Raw genomic sequence first — 21,275 nt, 5'->3', positions numbered from 1 at the left:
GGCGGTCCCGATCCGAGGGACAGAGTCACATGAGGGGGAAGACCCTGCACGCACGTCGAGTTCTGGCCGCCGTCGGCGCCACGGCGGTCGCCCTGTCCGGCGCCGCCCTCGTCGGCGTTCCCGTCGCCGAGGCGGCGGGCGGAACGGCGCCGGCCCGCATCGTGCGCGTCATCGACAACCAGGCCCACGCCCGGTACGTGTGGGTGCGCAACGAGTGCGGCAGGACGATGCGCATCAAGATCATCGTGCGGGGCGCGCCGGACACCGGCCGCACCACGCTGCGCCACGGCCAGAGCCGCGAGTGGAAGCTCACGTGGGGCAGCTACGAGCGGACGGTCGTCTGCTGAACGACGAACACGCCGGTGCGCGACGCCGGGTGGGCTGTCCGGTGAAGGGCAGCCCACCCGGCCGGCCGGTCCGCCCCGGCTGGGACCGGATCAGCCCAGGGCCGCGTAGACGGCGCGCGCCAGCCGCAGGGCGCGCGGGTCCACCATGGTCAGGATGCTGAGCCTGTTGGTGACGTAGCCGAAGCCGATGCCGTGCTCCAGGTCGGCGAAGGCGAGCGATCCGCCCAGCCCGGGGTGGCCGAAGGAGCGGGGACCGAGCAGCAGGCCGGGCTGGCCCTGCGGCGACGGCAGGACGAAACCGAGGCCGACGCGACTGGGAAGCTGGTGGACGATGTCGACGCCGCTCACCTGGGCCGTGCTCGCCTCGGCCAGGGTGGCGTCGTCGAGGAGACGGAGCCCGTCGACCTCGCCGAGCAACGCGGCGTAGAGCCGGGCCAGGGAGTGGGCGGTGCCGATGCCGTTGATGGCGGGCACCTCGGCCGCCCAGACACGCGGGTCCGCGTGGTCGAACTGGGGCTCGGTGACCTGGTGGGAGCGCATCGACAGCGAGGTGGGGTCGGTCACGGCCGCGGTCGCGTTCCGGATCTCCGGCGGCACGCTGTCCGGGTCCAGCGTCGTGAGGGCGTCCATCTCGGGGAACCAGGCGCGGCTGACCCGGTGGTGCTCGGACGGCGGCAGGCCGATCCAGAAGTCCAGGCCCAGCGGCTCGGCGATCTCCTCCCGGAAGAAGGTCCCCACGCCGCGCCCGGAAACCCGGCGGACGACCTCGCCGACGAGCCAGCCGAAGGTCAGGGCGTGGTAGCCGTGCGCGGAGCCCGGCTCCCACATCGGGCGCTGCGCCGCCAGGGCCTCGACCATCGGGTCCCAGCGCAGGGCGTCGGCCAGGGGGAGCCGCCGGTCGAGCGCGGGCAGCCCGGCCTGGTGGGTGAGCAGCCAGCGGACCGGGATGTGCGCCTTGCCCTCGGCGGCGAACTCCGGCCAGTACGCCGCCACCGGGGCGTCCAGGTCCAGCTCCCCGCGACGGGCCAGCAGCAGGGCGCACGTCGCCGTGACGCCCTTGGTGGAGGAGAAGACGAACTGGAGGGTCTCCGGTGTCCAGGGGCGCCCGCTCTCGGCGTCGGCGACGCCCGCCCAGAGGTCGACGACCGGCCGGCCGTGCTGGTAGACCGTCACGGCCGCACCGGCATCCCGTCCCTCGGCGAAGTTCTCCGCGAAGGCGTCGCGCACCGGTTCGAACCCTTGCTGGACGAAGCCGTGGATCTCCGTCATGTGGCGTGTCCTCTCCCCAGATGGCCCCAACGGGGGGCGTCTCAACCCGAAACGATCATCACGAGATCATTTCTACCGTCGTGGCCGGGATGAGGGGAGGCCGTGGCGGCCACGCGCGGAGGACGAGGTCGCGGTAGGGCGGGGCCACGACCGGGCGGTCGGCCAGGCCGAGGAGTTCCTCCGCCTCAGCCAGGAGCGCGGTCGCGCTGTCGGGGTCGGCGGCGGTGACCTCGACACCGACGAACATCCCCAGACCCGTGACGGAGTCCAGGGTGACGGTGACGTGCTCCCGCGCGGAGTGCCAGTAGGTGGTGCGCGTCTTCTCGACCACCACCAGCGGGACCAGCCCGATGGCGGTGAGCAGGCGGTCGGCGGCGTCGGCCTGGTGGGCGCCGGCCAGCAGGACGGTGGTCTCGCGCCGCGCGTCGGCGCCGCCAGGGCGGCCGGTGCTGGCGGGTTCGTAGGTGATCTCGGCGAAGCCGGCGCTGACCTGCCGGCGCACCCGCAGGCACTCCACAGTGGACAGACAGGTCACGTCGGGCCGGGAGTAGTAGGTGTCGGTCTCGGTGTGGCGGCCGTGCTGCTGGTAGCCCAGCTCGATCAGCCGCGTCGCCAACGCCCTCGCCTCGTCGGCGTCGTGGAGCTGGCGTTTGCGCTCGACCTCGAAGAGCCCCATGCGCGGGATCATCCTCAGCGCCGCGCCGTGACCACGCCGTGGGGGAGAGCCCCCACCCCGCCTGACCTCACCGTTCGGGCGTGCCCTGTCACACCGGCCTGCCCATGCCACCCGACAACCACCCGACCGTGTGACCTGTTCGTGGTCGCCGGCCCGCCGCTGGCGTGATCACTGCGGGGAGCGCCGCAGGGGGAAGATCGAGCGGACCAGGGGGTGCTCGTGCGCAGGGCGACGAGCTACACCCGTCCTGCGACGGCGGGGGAGCTGCTGCGCTCGGCACACCGCCGCTCGCCCCGAATGCCGGTGCCCGCCCCGAACACCGGGATCACCACAAGGGACAGGGGCGAGGCCTTCGTGCTCTGGTGGCCCGGGCGAGCCTCGACTGAGTGAGTGACGGCTGAGTCCCCGGGGCCTACCGTCCCCAGTTTCGTCACCGTGACAAATCAAGCCAAGGGGAATGGCCGGTCAGAGAGGAGGGCAGTTCCGGTCTTCGGGGCGCGGCGACCGAGTGTTCACGGTCGGAGGGGCTCACTCGGAGGCGGGGTCGAGGCGGGCGAGAACCTGGGTGGCCACCTGCCGCAGGGCGGCGACCTGCTCGGGGGTGAGTGCGTCGAAGAACAGGTCGCGGACGGCCTCGACGTGCCCGGGGGCCGCGTTGGTGATGGCCTCCCTGCCGGCCGGGGTGAGGACGACGAAGGCGCCCCTGCGGTCCTCCGGGCAGTCCTGACGCTCGACCAGACCCCGGCGCTGCATGCGGCTCAGGTGGTGCGACAGGCGGCTCTGCTCCCAGTCCAGGGCGTGCTGGAGCTCGTAGGGGCGCAGTCGGCCGTCGGGCGCGTCGGTGAGGTAGACCAGCACCTCGTAGTCGGCCAGGGACAGGCCGGAGTCGGTCTGGAGCTGCCGGTTCAGCGCGGCGGTCAGCCGCGTCTGCATCCGCAGGTACGACCGCCAGGCGCGCTGCTGGTCGTCGTCGAGCCAGCGGGTGTCGCTCATGGCTCCACCCTACCCGGATGCATGACACGTCATCCTCTTGAAATAGATGACGCATCATGTACGTTGGGAGGGGTACATGACGCATCATCTACCTCGAAGGGGTCCTGACATGACCACCACCGGCCTCGACCTGACGGCGTTCACCGGCACCTACACCATCGACCCGAGCCACTCCCAGATCGGCTTCGTCGCCCGGCACGCGATGGTCACCAAGGTCCGTGGCGCGTTCAACGACTTCACCGGCACCGTCGTCTTCGACGGCGCGAACCCGGAGGCCACCGCCGTGACGGTGACCATCCAGGCGGCCAGCGTCGACACCCGCAACGCCCAGCGCGACGAGCACCTGCGCGGCAACGACTTCTTCGCCATGCAGGAGCACCCGGAGATCACCTTCGTCTCCACCGGCCTGCGGATCACCGGCGAGGACACCTTCGACCTCGTCGGCGACCTGACCGTCAAGGGCGTGACCAACCAGGTCACCATCCCCTTCACCTACCAGGGCTCGGCCACCGACCCGTTCGGCAACCAGCGCCTCGGCTTCGAGGGCTCGGTGGCGATCAACCGCAAGGACTACGGCGTGACCTGGAACGCCGCCCTGGAGACCGGCGGCTTCCTCGTCAGCGACAAGATCGTGCTGGAGTTCGAGATCTCCGCGATCAGGAACGCCTGACCAGCGGCCCGCCCGGCCCCGCTGCCGGCCCGCCCCCAGACCGGCAGCGGGGCCGCGGCATCCCACCACCGCGGACCGGGCACCCGATGCCCATCCCCCCGGAACCCGACGTCGAACCCGACGGCCGACCTCCGCCGCGCCAGCGACCGGTTCGCCCCCGAACTGTCCTGGCTGGACTCCCGGCAGTCCTTCTCCTTCGGCCCAGCACCACGACCCGGCCAACACCCACCACGGCCTGCTGAGAAGAACGACTCCTGGCGGCCGCGGGGCGGCGACGCCCACGACGAGCCGGCGCGCTTCGCGCAGATGTCACCGGCGGGCAGGCGCTGACTCACGCGGGAGCCGCGCCGGGCAGGGGATGACGGGCCAGGGCCTGGGTGAGGGCGCGGAAGATCCGCACCTCCGGGTTGGGGTCCTGGGCGCGGACCGCGAGGTGCGTGCTCTCCCACGGCGCGTCCAGGACCGGGACGAACACCGCGCCCGGCCAGGCGTAGTAGCGGGCGAACGACTTGATGCCGCTGCCCGCCGCGTCGCCGGTGACCACGCCGAGGAGCACCTCCTGCGGGGTCAGCGCCGTGGGCGTCCCCCGTCGCGGCGGCCCACCGAAGTACAGGTACTCGGTGAACACCCGGGGCGTGTGCTCAGGGAGCTGGAAGAACGGCAGGTCGGCGACGTCGCTCAACGTCGCGCCGGTGTGCCGCGCGTCGGCCAGCGGCGAGCGGGCCGGGACCACGACGATGCGCTGCTCGGTGGTGAGGACGTCGCTGACGACCCGCTCGTCGTCCGGGGCGGGGCGCACGAACGCGACGTCGACGCGGTCCCCGACCAGCGCGCTGACGTGCTCGGTGTAGTCCAGTTGCAGGGTGTGCACCGGGACCTCCGGCCGGGCCCGCCGGTAGGCGTTGATCGCCGCCGGCGTCAGCTCCGCCGAGCCGTGGCCCATGATGCCCACCCGCAACGGCCGCACGGCCGGCCGCGACGCCTCGGCCCCCTGGGCCACGTCCTCCAGCGCGGCGTCGGCGGCGGCCAACAGCACGCGGGCGTGGACGGCCAGCCGCTCGCCGGCCGGGGTGAGGGAGACGGGGTTGCGGTGGAACAGCCGCGTCCCGAGGTCGGTCTCCAGGCGGCGGACGTGCTGGGTGACGGCGGGTGGGGAGAGGAAGAGCCGTGCCGCGGCCCGCCCGAAGTGCCCCTCCTCGGCCACGGCCAGGAAGGAGGACAGCAGACGGAGGTCCATGCCGGCGACCCTACGGGGATGCCACCCGGCCCAGGAGCGCCGTTCATGATTCGTGAACGCGGGAGGCGGCGGAGCGCTTTCACCTCGTAGAACTTGCCGCCGTGAGCACAACCGTCCAGCGCCCCGCGCCTGCCGTCACCGCGACCGGGCTGCCCCGCCACGGACTGCGGGCGGCCTGGATGATGACGGCCTCGGGGTGGAGCGCCAACCAGTTCTCCGCCCTGCTCGACACCTACCGCTCCGGGCTGGCCCTGACCGAGTCCACGGTCACCGGACTGGTCGCCGTGTACGTCCTCGGGCTGGCCCCGGGGCTGCTGGCCGGCGGCCCCCTGGCCGACCGGCTCGGCCGGCGCCGCGTCGCCCTGGCCGCCCTGGCCGTCAACCTCGCCTCGACCCTGGTGCTGATGGTGGGCGCGACGGCGGTCTGGCTGCTGCCGGGTCGACTGCTCACCGGCCTCGGCGCGGGGGCGCTGCTCGCCGCCGGCAGCGCCTGGGTCAAGGAGCTGTCCGCGCCGCCCTTCGCCCAGGAGGCCATACCTGGCAGCGCGGCGCGCCGGGCCGGGCTGTTCGTCTCCGCCGGCTTCGCCTCGGGCGGCCTGGTCGCCTCCCTGATCGCCCAGTGGGCGCCCCACCCGCTGGTGACGGCCTACCTGCCGCACGTGGTGCTCGCCGCAGCGGCGCTGTGGCTCGCCCGCATCGCGCCCGAGACCCGGCCCGCCGCCCCCCACCACCGGGCCGACCAGCGTGCCCGACGTCGCCGACTGGCGTCGCTTCCGCCGGGCGGTGCTGCCGCTGGCTCCGTGGGTCTTCGCCGCGCCGACCATCGGTTTCGTCACCCTGCCTGGCCTGGTGCGGGGTCTGGACGAGCTGCGCACCGTCTACGCGGGAGTGGCCACCGCGGTCGTGCCCGCCGCCGGCCTGCTCATCCAGCCGCTCGCGCGTCGCCTGGCCGTCCGACACCGGCTGGCGGCGGCGGTCAGCGGGCCGGCGGTGGTGGCCCTCGGGTTCCTGCTCGCCGCGCCCGCGGCGGCCGCCGGCGCGCCGGTGCTCTCCCTCGTCGCGGCGGTGATCTTCGGAGCCGGGTACGGCCTGCTCCTCACCTTCTGCCTGACCGAGGTCGCGGCGGTCGCCCCGCCGCACCACCTGGCCCGCGTGACGTCGCTGTTCTGGACCGCCGCCTACCTCGGCATGTTCGCGCCCTACGCCGTCACGCTGCTGTCCGGCGCCTTCGCCGTGTTCACGCTGATGTGCGCCGGGGCCGGGCTGGCCGTGCTCACCTGCGGCGCCGCGGCCACCCTCGCGCGCCGAGACGCCCGGTAGGGATCACGCGCCCGGCGCGCGGCAACCCCACGGTGTTCGTCGTGGTCGTCCGTTCCCCGGGCCGGGCTGGCGCGACATAGGGTCGGGCCATGACCACCGAGCAGGCGCTCTACACCGCCGCCGTGGCCGACGTGGCCGAGCCGGACAGCGTGCTGCTGGCCGGCCACGACGTGCCGCTGGGTCGCTACACCACCGTGCGGCGCCTGTTGCCGCACCGGCAGCGCCGGATGGTCGGCGCGTGGTGCTTCGTCGACCACTTCGGTCCCGACGACGTGACCGGCCGCCCCGGCATGCAGGTTCCCCCGCATCCGCACACCGGGCTCCAGACCGTCACCTGGCTCGTGGACGGGCTCATCGAGCACCGGGACAGCCTCGGCAGCCACCAGACGATCGAGCCGGGCCAGCTCAACCTGATGACCTCCGGCCACGGCATCGCCCACTCCGAGTACACCCCGACCGAGCACCCGGCGGGCATGCACGGGCTCCAGCTCTGGGTGGCGCTGCCGGAGCAGGCCCGGCACACCGCCGCGCGGTTCGAGCACCACGCCGAGCTGCCGGTGCTGCGCGACGGGGACGCGACCATCACCGTGGTGGTGGGGGAGTGGGGCTCGGTGCGGTCTCCGGCCCAGGTGCACACCCCGCTGCTGGGCGCGGAGATGCTGCTGGCCGAGGGCGGCCGGCACCGCCTGCCGCTGGACCCCGGGTTCGAGAACGCGGTGCTGGTGATGTCGGGCGCGGCCCGCGTCGCCGGGGTCGACCTCACGCCGGGGTCCCTGCTGTACCTGGGGCAGGGCCGTTCCGAGCTGGCCGTGGAGGCGTCCGGCCCCGCCCGGCTGTTCGTGCTCGGCGGCGCCCCGTTCGACGAGCCGCTGGTGATGTGGTGGAACTTCGTGGGCCGCTCGCACGAGGAGATCGTGCGGGCCCGCGAGGACTGGATGGCCGGACGCCGTTTCGGCGTCGTCGGCGGGTGCGCGGCCGACCCGCTGCCGGCCCCGGAGATGCCGATCGTCCGGCTCAAGGCCCGCGACCGCCACGGCCGCACCCAGGGCTGACCGCGCGACGGGCGTTCCCACCGGGCAGCTCCCGCTTCCCCGTCTCCAGGGCGCGGTCGACCACGGGACGACGCGCGTCCCGAAGAGAAACCGTGTCCTGGAGAGACGAGGAGCTGCCCGGTGGGCTGAAGCCCCTGCCACCCAACTGGCGGGGCTCACGCGGACCACCGCCGGTCACGACGGTGATCCTCCGACTCGTCGGCGGGAGCGCGGTGACGCGCCCTGATCGACGAGGAGCGGAACCGGTCAGGCCGACGCGACCCGGTGAACGCCCTGGCCGAGAAGCTGGCACATCGCGGGCGTGTGCATGGGCTCGACGCGCTTCCACCGCGCGCGGGCCTCGTCGCTGCTGTGCCGGATGAAGCTGGCGAAGAGCACCGCGTGCTGCCGGCGCTCGATGACCAGCTCGCCCTCCAGGCCGTCGTCGGAGCTGACGGCCAGGACGAGGTGGTCCGGGGTGCGGCGCCGCACCGACCAGCCGAGCACCACGTCGTCGGAGCGCTCCCGGGTGAGCCGCAGGCCGAGGTTCGTCCATCCCCCGGTGAGCAGGTCGCGCTGCTCGGCCGGCGCGCCCTCCAGGACCTCGCGGGCCCACTGCTCGGCGGTCAGGTTCGGCGCCAGGACGGTGTCGGCGATCACCGTGTTCTCGTAGTCGATCTGGGAGAGTTCGCTGAGTTCCCGCAGCGCCGGCGGCACGGCGGTCTCGCGCGCCAGGTCCGTGGTCGGGGCGGGGGAAACGGAATCAACCACTGGTACTCCTCATGAATCTTGTGTGTGGTCGGCGAGCGCCTGCCAGCGCCGCCCGATCCTGGAGAACACCGACGGGTAGATGAGCAGGTACCGGATCGGCGCGATCGCGGTCATGTACGCCTTCCCGAACAGCCCGTTGGGTCTGACGAGCATGGCCATCTGGCCGCGGTAGCCCCCGTTCCCGTCCGGCACCCAGCCGATGTGCGCCACCGCGTGCACCGTCTGGTTGGCGCTCTCCGCCACCCACTCGGTGTCGGTCAGGTACACGGAGGTGAAGGGGACGATGGTGGGGTTCGGTCCCCGCGGGGCGGCGCGGAGGTCGGCCGGCAACCGGTCGCGCAGCGATGGCACCCGCGACCCCAGCCCGTGGTCGGGCCTGTCCCAGCCGAGCAGGCGCCCGAGCCCGCGCCGGACCGCGTAGAGCGCGCCGGCGGCGCCGGAGAACGCCTGGTGCGACTCGCCGGCGGAGGCGAACTGCCGCACGAGCCGGGGGAAGTCGTCGGGGCCGCCGGGTGTCGGCAGCACCCACACGTCCTCCAGGTGGAAGTCGCGCGTGAGTTCGTGGATTCGCCACGGCCGCGCGGTGTGCGCCGTCCTCGGGAGTCTCATCAGCGGACCCTCACCATCCATACAGGACTGTATGGATGGTGAGGGTAGCCAGTGCACGATCATGGGGTCAACGCCGTCCGCGGTGACGAAGCTGACGGGGCGGACCCGAGGAGAGGAGTGGTGATGGCGCCGCCGACGCGCACGCCGCGCGCCAAGTGGATCGAGGAGGGCCTGCGCGCCCTGGCCGCCGGCGGGCCCGACGCCGTCAGGGTCGAGCCGCTGGCCAAGGCGCTCGGCGTGACCAGGGGCGGCTTCTACTGGCACTTCCAGGACCGGAACGCGCTGCTCGACGCGATGCTCGACACCTGGGAGCGCATGAGCATCGACGAGGTGATCGAGCGCGTCGAGACCGAGGGCGGGGACCCCAGGGCCAAGGTCCGGCGGGCGGGCGCGCTCACCCTCTCCGAGGAACTGCTGCCGATCGACCTCGCCGTCCGCGACTGGGCCCGCCGCGACCCGGCCGTCGCCGAACGCCTCCGCCGCGTCGACAACCGCCGCATGGACTACGCGCGCTCGCTGTTCCGCGCCTTCTGCGACGACGAGGACGAGGTGGAGGTGCGCAGCATGCTCGCCTTCTCCCTCGCCATCGGCAAGCACGTCCTGGCCGCCGACCACGGGACGCGCACGCGCGCGGAGGTCCACGACATGGCCGCGCGGTGGCTCCTGGCCTGACACCTCGGCCAGGTGAGCCCGACCATGGGGAGGGGTGGGGCACCCGCCCCCTCCCCATGGTCGGGCCGTCCCGCATCAGCCGCCAGGACAGGCGTTTCCTCCGCCGCCGTGCACGACGCAACCCCCAGGCGGGACAGGGGTTCGCTGAAACTCCCGCGGTGCGAAGGAACCCAGCAGGTCACGCGCCATCTACGCGAGACAAGGTGCCCGTCGCGACGCCCGCGACCACCACGCTCGGCGCCCACGCCCCCACGAACACGACCACCACCCCATTCGCGGGGCAACGCCGACGCTCGTGGCGGTGGTGAGACGAGCACGTCATTGCGGGCAAGGTGCCCGCGAGCCGGTCCCCGGTTCCATGACGACGACGGAACCCGCGACGGTGGTCGCGGCCTTGATGACCGCGACCACCGTCAGCACCGGGTCAGTCCCGCGAGGCGGGTTCCGGTCGGCTCCCCGGAGCGGACACGGCCGTCGGCTTCTGGTGTGAGCTGAACAGGAAGCAGAACAACGCGGCCACCACCAGGACCACGGCACACGCCACGAGGGTGCTCCGCATGGCGTTGACGAACCCGGCCGAGAACGCCTCGCCGGCGACGCGTTCGTACAGGCTGGCCGTGGCCGGGTTCAGGTCACCGGGCGGCGAGGGAGGACTGTAGTGCCGCGCGGCAGCGGCGCTGGCCTCGACGAACTGGTCGCGCAGGTTCTCCGGGAGCTGACCGGCGCGCTTCTCCGCCTCACCACGCAGGGCCGAGGAGAGGCTGGCCGACAGCAGCACGCCCAGCACGGCGGTGCCGAGGACGCCCCCGACCTGCCGGATGGTGCTGGAGACGCCGGAGGCCGCCCCGGCCAACCGGGGGTCGACGCCGTGCATGGTGGCCTGCTGCAACGGCGCGAACGTGGCGCCGCTGGCGACCCCGATGATCAACAGGCCGGGCAGCAGGCTCCCCACGCCACTGGTGGGGCCGACCATCACGACGAGCACCAGCAGCCCCACGGCCAGCGACACCAGCCCGGCCATCAGGACGAGCCCACCGCCGAACCGGTCCGACAGCCGCCCGGCGCCCGCCGAGCCGACCGCGGTGAGCACGGCGTTCGGCAGCACCACCAGACCGGTCTCCAGCGCCGAGTACCCCCGCGCCATCTGGAGGTACAGCACCAGCACGAACATGATGCCGATCATGCCGAGCTGGAAGACGAACCCGACCGCGTTGCCGACCGCGAAGTCCCGCCCCCGGAACAGGGCGAGCGGCATCAGGGCTTCGCCCCGCTGCCGGTGTTGCCAGAGGACGAACACCACCAGCAGCGCGACACCCGTGACGATGACCGACGCGATGCTGATCGGCCCGACGACACGACCCCAGCCGTAGCGTTCCCCCTCGATCAGACCGAACACGACGCCGCCCAGCCCGGCCGTGGCCAGCACGACACCGACCAGGTCGAGCCGCTGCGCGCGACCCGTCCGCAGCGGCGGCACGAAGGTCAGCGCCAGCACGACGGTGACGATCCCGACCGGGACGTTGACGAAGAAGATCCAGCGCCAGCCGAGGTGGGTGAGCACGACACCGCCGACGACCGGCCCGACGATCGGGGCGAAGCCCACGATCGCCCCGAACAGACCGAACGCCCGACCGCGCAGCCCAGGAGGGAAGATCGTCACGATCGCCGAGATGACCTGCGGGAACAGCAGCGCCCCGCCCAGCCCCTGCGCCAACCGGGCGATCAGCAACTGGGTGGGGGAGTCCGCCAACCCGCACGACGCCGAGGCGACGGTGAAGGTGATGACGCCGAGGACGTACAGCCGACGGCGTCCGACGACGTCGCCCAGCCGCCCGGTGGTGATCAGCGGCACCGAGAACACGAGCAGGTAGCCGTCGATGACCCACAACACCTCGTCGTAGGAGGCGTTGAGGCTGTGGATCAGCGTGGGAACGGCGACGTTGACGATGGAGCCGTCGAGCAACGCCATGAAGAAACCGATGCACAGGATCGCGAGAACCAGCCACGGACGCGGCGTCGCTGGGTGCTCAGTGGACTTGACTTCCGGCACTCCGGAGACCTCCCCGAGGGGGATCCATCCCGCTCGGCGGTGACACGGACCAGGCCGCCCGCGCCCGCGAGGGCGCTCACCCCGGAACGCGGTCCCCGGCAGATCTCCCCGTTCGGGGAGGGAGTGGGAAAAGTGGGCACGCGTCGCCACCGTCACGGAACATCCCTCGTTCAGGATGTGGTGAGCGACTTCCACCTTCCCCAGGTCATCGGGACCTGGGTGAAGCTGGTTGGCGAGGCGCGAAGCCCAACGGTGAGAAGTCGGGGCGCAGCCTAACACGACGTGTCGACCCGTGATCGCACCGTCAGCGGGGGAGCGGGGGCACGGGGCTGCTCCGCGGAACAGCCCCGTGCCCACCCGGTCAGGGGGTGGCGAAGTCAGCCGCGTGGTCGGTGGCCCAGGTGCTGAAAGGCCGGGCGGGGTGGCCGGTGACGTCCTCGACCACGTTCGTGAGGTCGACGGGCACGCCGTCGTGGGCTTCCCACCAGTTCAGCAGCGCGTCGGCGTAGTGGCCCGGGATGTACGGGGCCATCTCCCGCTTCCACTGCTCGCGGCTGACGTGGTTGACCGCGATGGAGTGGCCGAGCACGGTGGCGAGTTGGTCGATCTGCTGGGCGAAGGTCAGCGACTCGGGCCCGGTGAGGGTGAGCTGTTCGCCGCGGTGGCGGGGATCGGTGAGCACCGCACAGGCGACCTCGGCGATGTCGAGTTCGTGGATGGGGTCGCTGTGGGCGCCCGGGTAGGGCAGGTTGACGGGCTGGCCCGCCTTGATGGGCCAGGCCCACGCGCCGGCGTTGGACGCGAAGGAACCCGGACGCAGGATCGTGGTGGCCAGCGGCGAGCCCAGCAACGCCCGCTCGACGGCGAGGTGGGACGCGGCGAGCGGGTCGTTGTCGGCGTCGGGGGCGAGGACGCTGGCGGAGGACAGCAGGACGACGTGCTCGACGCCGGCCCGGTGGGCCTCGTCGACGAAGTCGGTGACGCGGTCGGGGCTGGCGTAGAGGAACACCTGGGTGACGCCGGCCAGCGCGGCGGGGAAGGTCGCCGGGTCGGTGAGGTCGAGGCGGACGGTCTCGACGCCGGCGGGCGGGGTGAGGTGGTCGGGCTGGGCGGAGCCGAGCCGGACGGGCAGCCCGTCCTGGTGGAGCAGGCGGGTGAGTCGGGTGGCGACCGCGCCGCGGCCTCCGGTGATCAGGAACATCGGTGTGGTCCTTCTCTGCTGTTCAGCGTGATGGATGGGTCAGTGGTGCCCTGGCTGGGCGGCGCGGGGGAGCAGGCGAACGAGGCCGCAGCAGGCCAGGGTGATCGCGGCCACGACCAGCAGGCTGGTGGTCATGGCCTGCGCGGGCTGGTCGGGCGCGTGGAGGTAGACGGTGGTGACGGCGGCGGCGCCGAGGGCGTTGGCGAGCTGCTGGACGGCGGTCAGGGAGCCGGAGCCTGAGCCCGCTTCGGCCGGGGTGACGTCGCCGAGGGTGATGTCGTAGACGGTGCCGAAGCAGGTGCCCATGCCGAGCCCGATCACCAGGGCGGCAGGGGCGATGACGGCGGGACTGACGGCGATGCCGCTGACGTGCACGGCGGCCCACAGGGCGAGCGTGCCGACCAGGGTGGTGACCAGGCCGATCAGGATCAGGGTGCGGCCGAGCCCGCCGATGAGCCGGTGGCAGGCGATCGAGGCGATGACGATGCCGACGGCCACGGGAGCGCTGCCGGTCAGGGCGGTGCGCAGGGGCGAGTAGCCCAGACCGCCCTGGAGGAACAGGGAGATGACGTACAGCAGCCCGGCCACGGCGGCGAAGAAGGCGATGCCCAGCACCAGGCCGGAGACGAAGCCGCGGTTGCGGAACAGCGAGGGCTGGATCAGAGGGCTGGGCGCGGTGGTCTGGCGGCGGGCGAAGAGGGCGAAGAGGATCGCCGCGGCGCCCAGCGCGACCCAGGAGGTGGTGCGCCAGTCGTGGGCGGAGCCGTCGATCAGCCCGTACAGCAGCGCGGACATCGCCCCGGCCAGCAGCGCCGAGCCAACGGCGTCGATCACTGTGGCGCGTTCGCCGGTGTCCCGGGGCAGCAGTCGGTGGGCCGCGACCAGGCCGGCCCCGCCGAGCACGATGTTGATCAGGAACAGGGAGCGCCAGCCGAGCCCGAACGGGTCGGTGTCGATCAGGGTGGCGGCCAGCACCGGGCCGCCGACCGCCGAGAGGCCCAGGACGGGGCCGAAGGCGCTGAACGCCGTGCCGATCTGGTCGCGGGGGAAGACGGCGCCGAGGATGCCGAAGCCCTGCGGGATCAGCAGCGCGCCGAAGGCCCCCTGCACCAGGCGGGCGGCGACGAGCATGGTCGGGCTGACGGCCAGGCCGCAGGCGAGGGAGGCGGCGGTGAACCCGGCCAAGCCCACGAGGAACACGCGGCGGCGGCCGTACCGGTCGCCAAGCCGGCCGCCGACGACCAGCAGCACGCCCAGGGCGAGCGCGTAGGAGGCGCCGAGCCACTGGACCAGGGACGGTCCGCCGCCCAGGGAGGCGGTGATGGTCGGGGCGGCGAGATTGGTGATGGTCGCGTCGATCAGGTCGAGGACCTCGGCCGCCAGGATCACGGCGAGGACGGCCCAGCGCCGCGCGGGGGAGAACGCCCCGGCCGGAGCGGACGGGGCGAGGGTGCTGGTCATGGGGCACTTCCCGAAACAGGACGAACATGGTTCGTCGCGAACAACGTTCGTTGCACGGTACGGAACGAACGTTGTTCGTGTCAAACGCTGTTCGTCGGGTGGGAGTAGGCTCGCCCCGTGAGCACGCAGCCGATCAGCCGCCGCGCCCGGCCCGCCAAGGCCCCCCTCAGCCGCGACGTCATCGTGCGCACCGGCCTGGCGATCCTCGACCGCGACGGCCTGGACGCCCTGACCATGCGCCGCGTCGCCAAGGAACTCGACACCGGCCCGGCCTCGCTCTACGTCTACGTGGCCAACCGCGACGACCTCATGGCCGCGATGCTCGACGAAGCCCTCGCCCACCTCCCGCTGACCTCCGAGGGCACCTGGCAGGAACAGCTCCGCACCCTGGCCACCGCCGCCATCGAGGCCATGAGCCGACACGAGGGCCTGGCCGCCGTCGCGCTCGGCGCCATCCCCACCGGCGAGCACACCCTGCTCGTCCTCGACCGCCTGCTCGCCCTGCTCAAACAGGGCGGCCTCGACGACACCACGGCCGCGTGGGCCCTCGACCTCCTCTGGCTCCACATCGCCGCGGCCGCCGCCGAACAGAGCACCTACACCACCAGGGGAGCAAGCGAGGAGGCCACGATCACCGCGGCCGACCGCCGCTACGCGGCCCTGCCCGCCGACCGCTACCCGATGATCACCTCACTGCGCCAGGCGCTGCTCTCTCCCGGAGACCGCGACGCGTGGGGCCTGAACGTCCTGATCAACGGCATCCTCCACACCCCGGCCCGCTGAGCGAGATCACGCGATCGACGACCTCGCCCTCCGTGGCTCGGTAGGTTGGCGCTCATGACCGAGCGCGGCCCCGTCGCCTGGCCCCCCACTCCGATCAGGACCGAGCGGCTCGTGCTCCGCGAGTCCGAGGCCCGGGACCGCGCGGCGTTCATCGCGCTGTTCGCCTCGCCGGAGGTGGGCGCCCACGTCGGTGGCGCTCGGCCGCGCGACGAGCTGGAACGCGTGCTGCCCGAAGTGCCGGGACGGCGTCCCGGCCTGTTCGTGATCGATCTCGACGGAGCGATGATCGGCATGGTCACACTCGATCGGCGCGCCGCGGAGCGCCCGGGGCACGTCCGCCCGGAGGGCGGGGAGACCGAGCTGGGCTACCTGTTCCTGCCGGAGGCATGGGGACACGGCTACGCCGCCGAGGCGTGCGCGGCGGCGCTGGGCTGGTTCGCCGCCGCGCATCCCGGTGAGCCGGTGGTGCTGTGCACGCAGGCCGCCAACGACCGCGCGCTGCGCCTCGCGACGAAGCTGGGGTTCACCGAGGTGGAGCGGTTCGAGGAGTACGGGGCCGAGCAGTGGTTCGGCGTGTGGTCCCCGGCCACGTCCTGCGCGTGACCTCGTAGGGGAGCGGTCCGCCTCGGGCCTCGGACACCTGCCGGACCGACCCCCTCACCCCGGGGCGACAGCACCCGGTTCTTGCGCGGCCGCGTCCCCGCGTGGTTGACCCGCGCCACCGGCCCGTCGGCCCTTTGGCGTGCGCCCACGCCCGGCCATCCCGCGAGGCGCGGAACTCGCCGAGGAAGGAGAAGCCCTCCACCACTCCGGAGGTGAGCGCCCGCCTCGGCCTGCTCAGCAGTGAATTCGCCAGCGGGCCACCGGACGGTGCCAGCCGTCCGCGTTCCGTCTCCCCAGGATGTCCTGCGCCTCTCAACGGCTCGCGACCGGTGCGCCAGAGCCGCCTGCGGTCATCGACGTCCCCACTTCGTTTCGTTGAGTTTCGTTTCGTCACTCCAAACGAAACGAAACAGAACCAGCGAGGCAGGCCGGAGCAGGCCCTCTCGTTCTGACCCTCGATAAGGTTCACTTATCACGGGTTAGACCTCGGGGTGACTCCTCGTAACGCGTCCTCACGGAAACGGATTACGTTTCGTTGGAAACGTTTCCAACGAAACGTGTTAGGGTGCGGGCGTGAGTGATCATGACGTGGGTGGGGGAGACGGCCCGGAGGAGGAGCCGGTCGGCCCGGTGGGGACCTGCAAGTTCCCCGGGTGTTCCCGGCCCGTGGCGCGCAGCCCGAGGCCGGGCCGGCCGCCGGAGTACTGCGACCACCCCCAGCACACCCGGTGGCGGGCCTGGAAGGAGCGTCAGCGCCTTCACCAGGAAGAGGAATCACCCCAGGGTTCTTCCGTCACGGTGACGAAACTGGGTGGGCCGGTGACCGAGGCCAGGACCAGGGCGGACGACCTCCTCGGCCAGTTCCGGGCCCTGGCGGCCCAGCTCGGCGAGACCCTGACCGCCGCCGTCACCGAGCTGTCGACCCTGGCCGACCCCAGCGTGGCCGAGGCCCAGGTCCAGGCCGTGCAGGCGGACGCGGCCCGGCGCGTGGCCGAGGCGGAGGCCCGCGCGGTCGCCGCCGAACAACGCTGTCGGGACGCCGAGGCCGCCCGCGCCGCCGCGGAGGACGCCGCGGGCGACGCGGTGGCCGCGGCCGAGGCCGCCGAACAGGAGGCGCTGGCGGCGACCGAGGCGCGCGACGCCGCCCTGGCCACCGCCGACCGGGAGGTGCGGCAGGCCCGCGAGGACGCCGAGGCGGCCAGGAACGAGGCCGAGGTCGCGGTGCGGGCCGCCCAGCGTGAGGCCGACACCCTGGTGCGGCGGGCCCGCGACGACGCGGTCACGCAGATCGAGCAGACCCGCCGCGAGGCGGCCCGCGAGGTCGAGGCCGCCCGCGCCGAGCGGGACGAGGCGACCCGCCGCGCGGAGCGGGCCGAGCTGGACGCCCGGCAGGCCGAGCAGCGGGCCGCCGACGCTCGGGACGAACTCGACCGGGCGCGGCAGGAGTTGCGTCAGCTCCGTGAGGAGTTCGCGGAGTTCCGCCGTGTCACCGCCACCGAGACGACCCGCCTGCGGGAGGAGCTCGACCAGCGAGGCCAGGCCGCGGCGGCCGCGTTGGCCGAGGCCCGGCAGGTGGCCGCCGAGCGGATCGCCGCCCTCGACGAGGCCAGGGCGCAGACACTGGCCCGCGCCGAACGGGCCGAGCGTGAGTGGGACCGCCTGCTGGCGGAGCTGGAACGCCTCCGGGCCACGCGTTCGGACAACGGCGCGGTGCACGCCCCGCCGTCGAAGGACACGCCCTGACGGTGGACCACCTCGTCGCGCCGGTGTCGCCGGGTGCCCGTGTCGTCGAAACCCCTGACGAGACGGACACCCGGCGCCGGCCGATGCCCACGATCAGGCGAGAGCCTGGGCACGAGCCGCGGAAATCGGTCGACAGGCCTTGTTAGCCTGGTGGGGTGATCAGGGCGTACGTCTTCTTCTTCATCTGATTCCGCCCGGGAGTACCCGGCGTCCGGAGCACCCGCGTCGCGCGCGGGGTGTGCTCCGGCCGCCGCAGCGGGTCCCCTGGGGCGGTTTTCTCTTTCTCGTGCGCAGCATCTGATCACTCCCTGCCGCGCGCGACGTCGTCTTCCGCTCCGCCGTTGGCGGTGACCCGCTGCTGTCCGGTCACTGTCCACCCTTTCTCCTGACACGGCGGAAATCCATGCAGAACTCTGTGTCCGACCAGCCGCGCCCGCACACCCGGGCCGGTTCCTTCCAGGTCGTCCTCGACGACGTCGTCCGCGCCCCCGGTGGTCGCCCGCTGCTGGACGGCGTGCGCCAGTCGGTGGCGCTCGGCGAGCGCATCGGCGTCATCGGCGAGAACGGGTCCGGCAAGTCGACCCTGCTGCGCCTGCTGGCCGGACTCGACCAGCCCGACCAGGGCCGCGTCGTGGTCCACGCCCCCGGCGGGGTCGGCTATCTCCCGCAGACCCCCGACCTGCCGCCCGAGGACACCGTGCGGGACGCCATCGACCACGCCCTGGCCGAGCTGCGCGCCCTAGAACGGGACCTGCGGGAGACCGAGCGGGCGCTCACCCAGGCCGACCCCGACGACCTGGAGGGCCTGCTGGCCCGGTACGCGGACCTGCTGGAGGCGTTCGAGGCCCGCGACGGCTACACGGCCGAGGCGCGCGTGCATGCCGCGACCCACGGTCTCGGGCTCGCGCACATCACTGCCGAGCGGCGGCTGGGCACGCTCTCCGGTGGGGAGCAGGCGCGCCTGAGCCTGGCCTGCCTGCTGGCCGCCTCACCGCAGTTGATGGTGCTGGACGAGCCCACCAACCACCTCGACGTCGGGGCGTTGGCGTGGTTGGAGGAGCACCTGCGGGGCCACCGCGGCAGCGTGCTGGTCGTCTCGCACGACCGGGTCTTCCTGGAGCGCGTGGCCACCGCCCTGTGGGAGGTGGACGGCGAGCGCCGCACCGTGCGCCGGCACGGCGGCGGCTACGCGGGCTACCTCCAGGCGAGGGCCGCGGCCCGGCGCCGCTGGGAACAGCGGTACCAGGAGTGGCGGGAGGACCTGGCGCGCCAGCGCGAGCTGGTCCGCGTGGCCGCCGAGAACCTGGCCGCCGGCCCCCGCCGGACCGCCAACGCCGACCGGCGCAACGGGCGCCACCAGCGCGACGTGGAGAAGCAGGTCTCCGCGCGGGTCCGGCACGCCAAGGAGCGGGTCCGGGTGCTGGAGGCCAACCCGGTGCCCCGACCGCCGCAACCCCTGCGGTTCCGCGCCCGGGTGGACACCGACCCGACGCGCCGGGGCGTGCTCGCCGGTCTGGACAGGGTGAGGGTCGGTGACCGGCTGGACGTCCCCGCGTTCACCGTCGAGGCCGGGCAGCGCGTCCTGGTCACCGGGCCCAACGGCGCGGGCAAGAGCACGCTGCTGCGGGTGCTGGCCGGTGACCTCGAACCGGACCGGGGCGGGTGCGTCCGCCCGCGACGCATCGGCTGGCTGCCGCAGGACACGCGGATCACCGATCCGCGGCGAAACGTGCTGGAAGCCTTCGCCGCGGGCCGCCCCGGGCTGCCCGACGACCATCGGGAGACGTTGCTCGGTTTCGGTCTGTTCGCGCCGTCAGCGCTGTCCACCCCGGTGGGCGCGTTGTCGACCGGACAGTTGCGGCGGCTGGCGCTGGCCCGCGTCCTGCGCGACCCGGTGGACCTGCTGTTGCTGGACGAGCCGACCAACCATCTGTCTCCCGCGCTCGTGGAGGATCTGGAGGAAGCGCTGGCGGGCTACGAGGGCGCGCTGGTCGTGGTCTCCCACGACCGCATGTTCGCCCAGCGGTTCACCGGGGAGCGCCTGCGGATGGAAGCCGGTCGCCTCGTGGACTGACACACCCACCGGGAGTGTCCACACCGGACAGGTCGGAGGCCGTGTCCCCAGCGGGGGGCACGGCCTCCGACGGGCGGTGGCCAGGACTCTTGGCCAGGCGGCGCTGTCCGTCTCAGGTGTCGAGGACGGCGGCCACCGCCTCGATCTCCACCAGTTGGTCGTCGTAGCCGAGCACGGTGACGCCCATCAGCGTGCTGGGCACGTCGTGCTCGCCGAAGGCGTCCCGCACCACCTCCCACGCCGTCACCAGGTCCTCCTGCCGGGTGGAGGCGACCAGGACCCGGGTGCTGATGACGTCCTGGAGGGTGGCGCCGGCCTCGTCGAGGGCGATCCGCGGGTTCTCCACCGCCTTGGCCGCCTGTCCGGCGTAGTCCCCGACGGCGGCGGTGGTGCCGTCGGCGTGGAGCGGGCACGCGCCGGCGAGGAAGACCAGGCGGGCCTCGGCGGGCGCGGTGGCGGCGTAGGCGTACTCGGCGACGCCAGGACAGGCGGCTGGAGCGGATCAGGGTGACCGCGCGCGGCATGGTGCTTCCCTGCGTGGGGAGTGGGGCCGCGTTCGCCCTGCCAGGGCGTCGAGCCCGCTCCCACCCCGTTCCCGCTGACCGTCCACTGTGGTCAGACAGTTGTGGTCAGACAGTCGCCGGCGCGGGCCGGGGCACCGGCTGGGGCGCCTGGTCCAGCGTGGGGTAGTCGGTGTAGCCGGTCTCGCCGCCCACGTACATCAGGTGCCGGTCCCGCACGGGGTTGAGCGGCGCGCCGCGGCGGAGCCGTTCGACCAGGTCGGGGTTGGCCAGGAACGGGCGGCCCAGCGAGACCAGGTCCGCTCCGGCGTCCAGCAGGCGCTCGCCCTGGCGGAGGACCTCCTCGGTGGTCAGCGCCGGCAGCACGGGGTTGCCGATCAGGACACCGCTCCAGCGCTCGCGGATGGCCTGGAAGTGGGGCTGGCCCAGGTCGGCCTTCACCACGTGCAGGTAGGCCAGGTCGAGGTCGGCCAGGGCGTCCAGCAGGACCGGGTAGAGCCGCTCGGTGTCGTCCTCCTCGACGCCGTTGACCACGAGTCCGGGGGACACGCGCACCCCGACCCGCTGCGCGCCGATCTCCCGGGCCACGGCGCGGACCACCTCGACGACGAACCGGACGCGGTTGGCGAGGGTGCCGCCGTAGTCGTCGGTGCGGTGGTTGGTGTTGCCGGACAGGAACTGGTGCAGGAGGTAGCCGTTGGCGGCGTGCACCTCCACCCCGGCGAACCCGGCGTCGAGGGCGTTGCGGGCGGCGGCGGCGAAGTCGGCCACGGTGCCGTGGATCTCCTCGACGGTCATCTCCCGGGGCACGACGGCGGGCCGGTGCCCGCGGGGGGTGACGATCGTGTCCGGCAACGGGATCGGGGAGGGCGCGACCGGCATCAGTCCGCTGGTGTCGGGGTGGCCGACGCGCCCGCCGTGCTGGATCTGGAGGAACATCCGGCCGCCCCTGGCCCGCACGGCGTCGGTGACGCGCCGCCAGCCGGCGACGTGCTCGGGGCTGTGGATCGCGGTGATGTTGGGGTAGGTCTGGCCGACGGCGTTGGGGGTGGCCGCCTCGGCGATGATCAGGCCGGCGGTGGCGCGCTGGGCGTAGTAGGTGGCCACGATCGGCCCGGGCACGCCGTCGGCGCCGGCCCGGTTGCGGGTCATGGGCGCCATCACCAGGTGGTGGGGCAGGCGCAGGTCGCCGAGGCGGGCGGGCTGGAGCAGGCGGGAGGTGGCTGCGTTCGTCATGCCCCCAC

The 21,275-nt window shown here is 73.2% G+C and carries 20 protein-coding genes and 1 pseudogene; 10 read left to right on the top strand and 11 right to left on the bottom strand.

Annotation, left to right across the window (positions count from 1 at the left end; all coding sequences use genetic code 11):
• Positions 1–29: 29 nt before the first annotated feature.
• Complete coding sequence (locus LX15_RS06785; RefSeq protein ID WP_253668619.1) at positions 30–347, top strand: alpha-amylase inhibitor; 318 nt, start codon at positions 30–32, stop codon at positions 345–347.
• 90 nt (positions 348–437) lie between these two features.
• Here the strand turns inward: LX15_RS06785 and LX15_RS06780 are convergent, their stop codons facing one another.
• The 3 genes from LX15_RS06780 to LX15_RS06770 all read right to left on the bottom strand — a co-directional run bounded on the left by LX15_RS06780 (position 438) and on the right by LX15_RS06770 (position 3,285).
• A complete protein-coding gene (locus tag LX15_RS06780) occupies positions 438–1,616 on the bottom strand; it encodes a serine hydrolase domain-containing protein (protein WP_253668618.1) in 1,179 nt (392 codons plus the stop codon).
• Between the two features lie 58 nt (positions 1,617–1,674).
• On the bottom strand, positions 1,675–2,292 hold the full coding sequence (locus LX15_RS06775; protein ID WP_253668617.1) for a class IV adenylate cyclase: 618 nt from the start codon (positions 2,290–2,292) through the stop codon (positions 1,675–1,677).
• Between the two features lie 528 nt (positions 2,293–2,820).
• A complete protein-coding gene (locus LX15_RS06770) occupies positions 2,821–3,285 on the bottom strand; it encodes a MarR family winged helix-turn-helix transcriptional regulator (RefSeq protein WP_253668616.1) in 465 nt (154 codons plus the stop codon).
• Positions 3,286–3,394: 109 nt separating this feature from the next.
• Between LX15_RS06770 and LX15_RS06765 the strand changes: the two genes are divergently transcribed.
• Positions 3,395–3,955 (top strand): YceI family protein, encoded by a 561-nt coding sequence (locus LX15_RS06765; protein WP_253668615.1) that lies wholly within the window; start codon positions 3,395–3,397, stop codon positions 3,953–3,955.
• Between the two features lie 331 nt (positions 3,956–4,286).
• Here LX15_RS06765 and LX15_RS06760 read toward each other — a convergent pair whose 3' ends face one another.
• Entirely contained in the window at positions 4,287–5,192 is a 906-nt protein-coding gene (locus tag LX15_RS06760; RefSeq protein ID WP_253668614.1) for a LysR family transcriptional regulator, read from the bottom strand.
• 179 nt (positions 5,193–5,371) lie between these two features.
• On the opposite strand from LX15_RS06760, the pseudogene LX15_RS33480 reads away from it, so the two are divergent.
• From LX15_RS33480 to LX15_RS06745, 3 genes and pseudogenes are all read left to right on the top strand, one after another.
• Positions 5,372–5,866, top strand: a pseudogene (locus LX15_RS33480) (MFS transporter); the annotation flags it as partial.
• A gap of 70 nt (positions 5,867–5,936) precedes the next feature.
• Positions 5,937–6,512, top strand: coding sequence for an MFS transporter (locus LX15_RS06750; RefSeq protein WP_253668612.1), 576 nt, complete (start codon positions 5,937–5,939; stop codon positions 6,510–6,512).
• An 89-nt stretch (positions 6,513–6,601) separates the two neighbouring features.
• Positions 6,602–7,564 carry a pirin family protein gene (locus LX15_RS06745; RefSeq protein ID WP_253668611.1) on the top strand — a complete coding sequence of 321 codons (963 nt, stop codon included), beginning with the start codon at positions 6,602–6,604 and terminating at the stop codon, positions 7,562–7,564.
• A 246-nt stretch (positions 7,565–7,810) separates the two neighbouring features.
• Here the strand turns inward: LX15_RS06745 and LX15_RS06740 are convergent, their stop codons facing one another.
• Positions 7,811–8,314, bottom strand: coding sequence for a hypothetical protein (locus LX15_RS06740; RefSeq protein WP_253668610.1), 504 nt, complete (start codon positions 8,312–8,314; stop codon positions 7,811–7,813).
• A gap of 9 nt (positions 8,315–8,323) precedes the next feature.
• Complete coding sequence (locus tag LX15_RS06735; protein WP_253668609.1) at positions 8,324–8,923, bottom strand: DUF2867 domain-containing protein; 600 nt, start codon at positions 8,921–8,923, stop codon at positions 8,324–8,326.
• Between the two features lie 123 nt (positions 8,924–9,046).
• Here LX15_RS06735 and LX15_RS06730 point away from each other — a divergent pair, with 123 nt between their 5' ends.
• The gene (locus tag LX15_RS06730) at positions 9,047–9,595 is read left to right on the top strand and encodes a TetR/AcrR family transcriptional regulator (RefSeq protein WP_253668608.1); all 549 of its coding nucleotides are present in this window, start codon (positions 9,047–9,049) and stop codon (positions 9,593–9,595) included.
• Between the two features lie 424 nt (positions 9,596–10,019).
• Here the strand turns inward: LX15_RS06730 and LX15_RS06725 are convergent, their stop codons facing one another.
• The 3 genes from LX15_RS06725 to LX15_RS06715 form a co-directional block, all read right to left on the bottom strand.
• Positions 10,020–11,645 (bottom strand): DHA2 family efflux MFS transporter permease subunit, encoded by a 1,626-nt coding sequence (locus LX15_RS06725; RefSeq protein ID WP_253668607.1) that lies wholly within the window; start codon positions 11,643–11,645, stop codon positions 10,020–10,022.
• A gap of 361 nt (positions 11,646–12,006) precedes the next feature.
• A complete protein-coding gene (locus LX15_RS06720) occupies positions 12,007–12,846 on the bottom strand; it encodes an SDR family oxidoreductase (RefSeq protein WP_253668606.1) in 840 nt (279 codons plus the stop codon).
• Positions 12,847–12,885: 39 nt separating this feature from the next.
• On the bottom strand, positions 12,886–14,307 hold the full coding sequence (locus LX15_RS06715; RefSeq protein ID WP_253668605.1) for an MFS transporter: 1,422 nt from the start codon (positions 14,305–14,307) through the stop codon (positions 12,886–12,888).
• A 117-nt stretch (positions 14,308–14,424) separates the two neighbouring features.
• Between LX15_RS06715 and LX15_RS06710 the strand changes: the two genes are divergently transcribed.
• The 4 genes from LX15_RS06710 (at position 14,425) to LX15_RS06695 (ending at position 19,510) form a co-directional block, all read left to right on the top strand.
• Entirely contained in the window at positions 14,425–15,090 is a 666-nt protein-coding gene (locus LX15_RS06710) for a TetR/AcrR family transcriptional regulator (RefSeq protein WP_253668604.1), read from the top strand.
• A 54-nt stretch (positions 15,091–15,144) separates the two neighbouring features.
• The gene (locus LX15_RS06705; protein ID WP_253668603.1) at positions 15,145–15,693 is read left to right on the top strand and encodes a GNAT family N-acetyltransferase; all 549 of its coding nucleotides are present in this window, start codon (positions 15,145–15,147) and stop codon (positions 15,691–15,693) included.
• Positions 15,694–16,266: 573 nt separating this feature from the next.
• Positions 16,267–17,436: a hypothetical protein gene (locus LX15_RS06700; RefSeq protein WP_253668602.1), complete on the top strand. Its 1,170-nt coding sequence runs from the start codon at positions 16,267–16,269 to the stop codon at positions 17,434–17,436.
• A gap of 403 nt (positions 17,437–17,839) precedes the next feature.
• The gene (locus tag LX15_RS06695) at positions 17,840–19,510 is read left to right on the top strand and encodes a TlrC/CarA/OleB/SrmB family ABC-F type ribosomal protection protein (RefSeq protein ID WP_253668601.1); all 1,671 of its coding nucleotides are present in this window, start codon (positions 17,840–17,842) and stop codon (positions 19,508–19,510) included.
• 112 nt (positions 19,511–19,622) lie between these two features.
• Here LX15_RS06695 and LX15_RS06690 read toward each other — a convergent pair whose 3' ends face one another.
• Both LX15_RS06690 and LX15_RS06685 read right to left on the bottom strand, forming a co-directional pair.
• Entirely contained in the window at positions 19,623–19,943 is a 321-nt protein-coding gene (locus tag LX15_RS06690; RefSeq protein WP_253668639.1) for a RidA family protein, read from the bottom strand.
• Between the two features lie 196 nt (positions 19,944–20,139).
• Positions 20,140–21,267 (bottom strand): oxidoreductase, encoded by a 1,128-nt coding sequence (locus tag LX15_RS06685; protein ID WP_253668600.1) that lies wholly within the window; start codon positions 21,265–21,267, stop codon positions 20,140–20,142.
• Between the last annotated feature and the right edge of the window lie 8 nt (positions 21,268–21,275).

The organism is Streptoalloteichus tenebrarius (genome assembly GCF_024171885.1).
Classification (GTDB): domain Bacteria; phylum Actinomycetota; class Actinomycetes; order Mycobacteriales; family Pseudonocardiaceae; genus Streptoalloteichus; species Streptoalloteichus tenebrarius.
The sequence above is the reverse complement of the archived record's forward strand: the minus strand, read 5'-3'. Positions and strand labels throughout refer to the sequence as shown.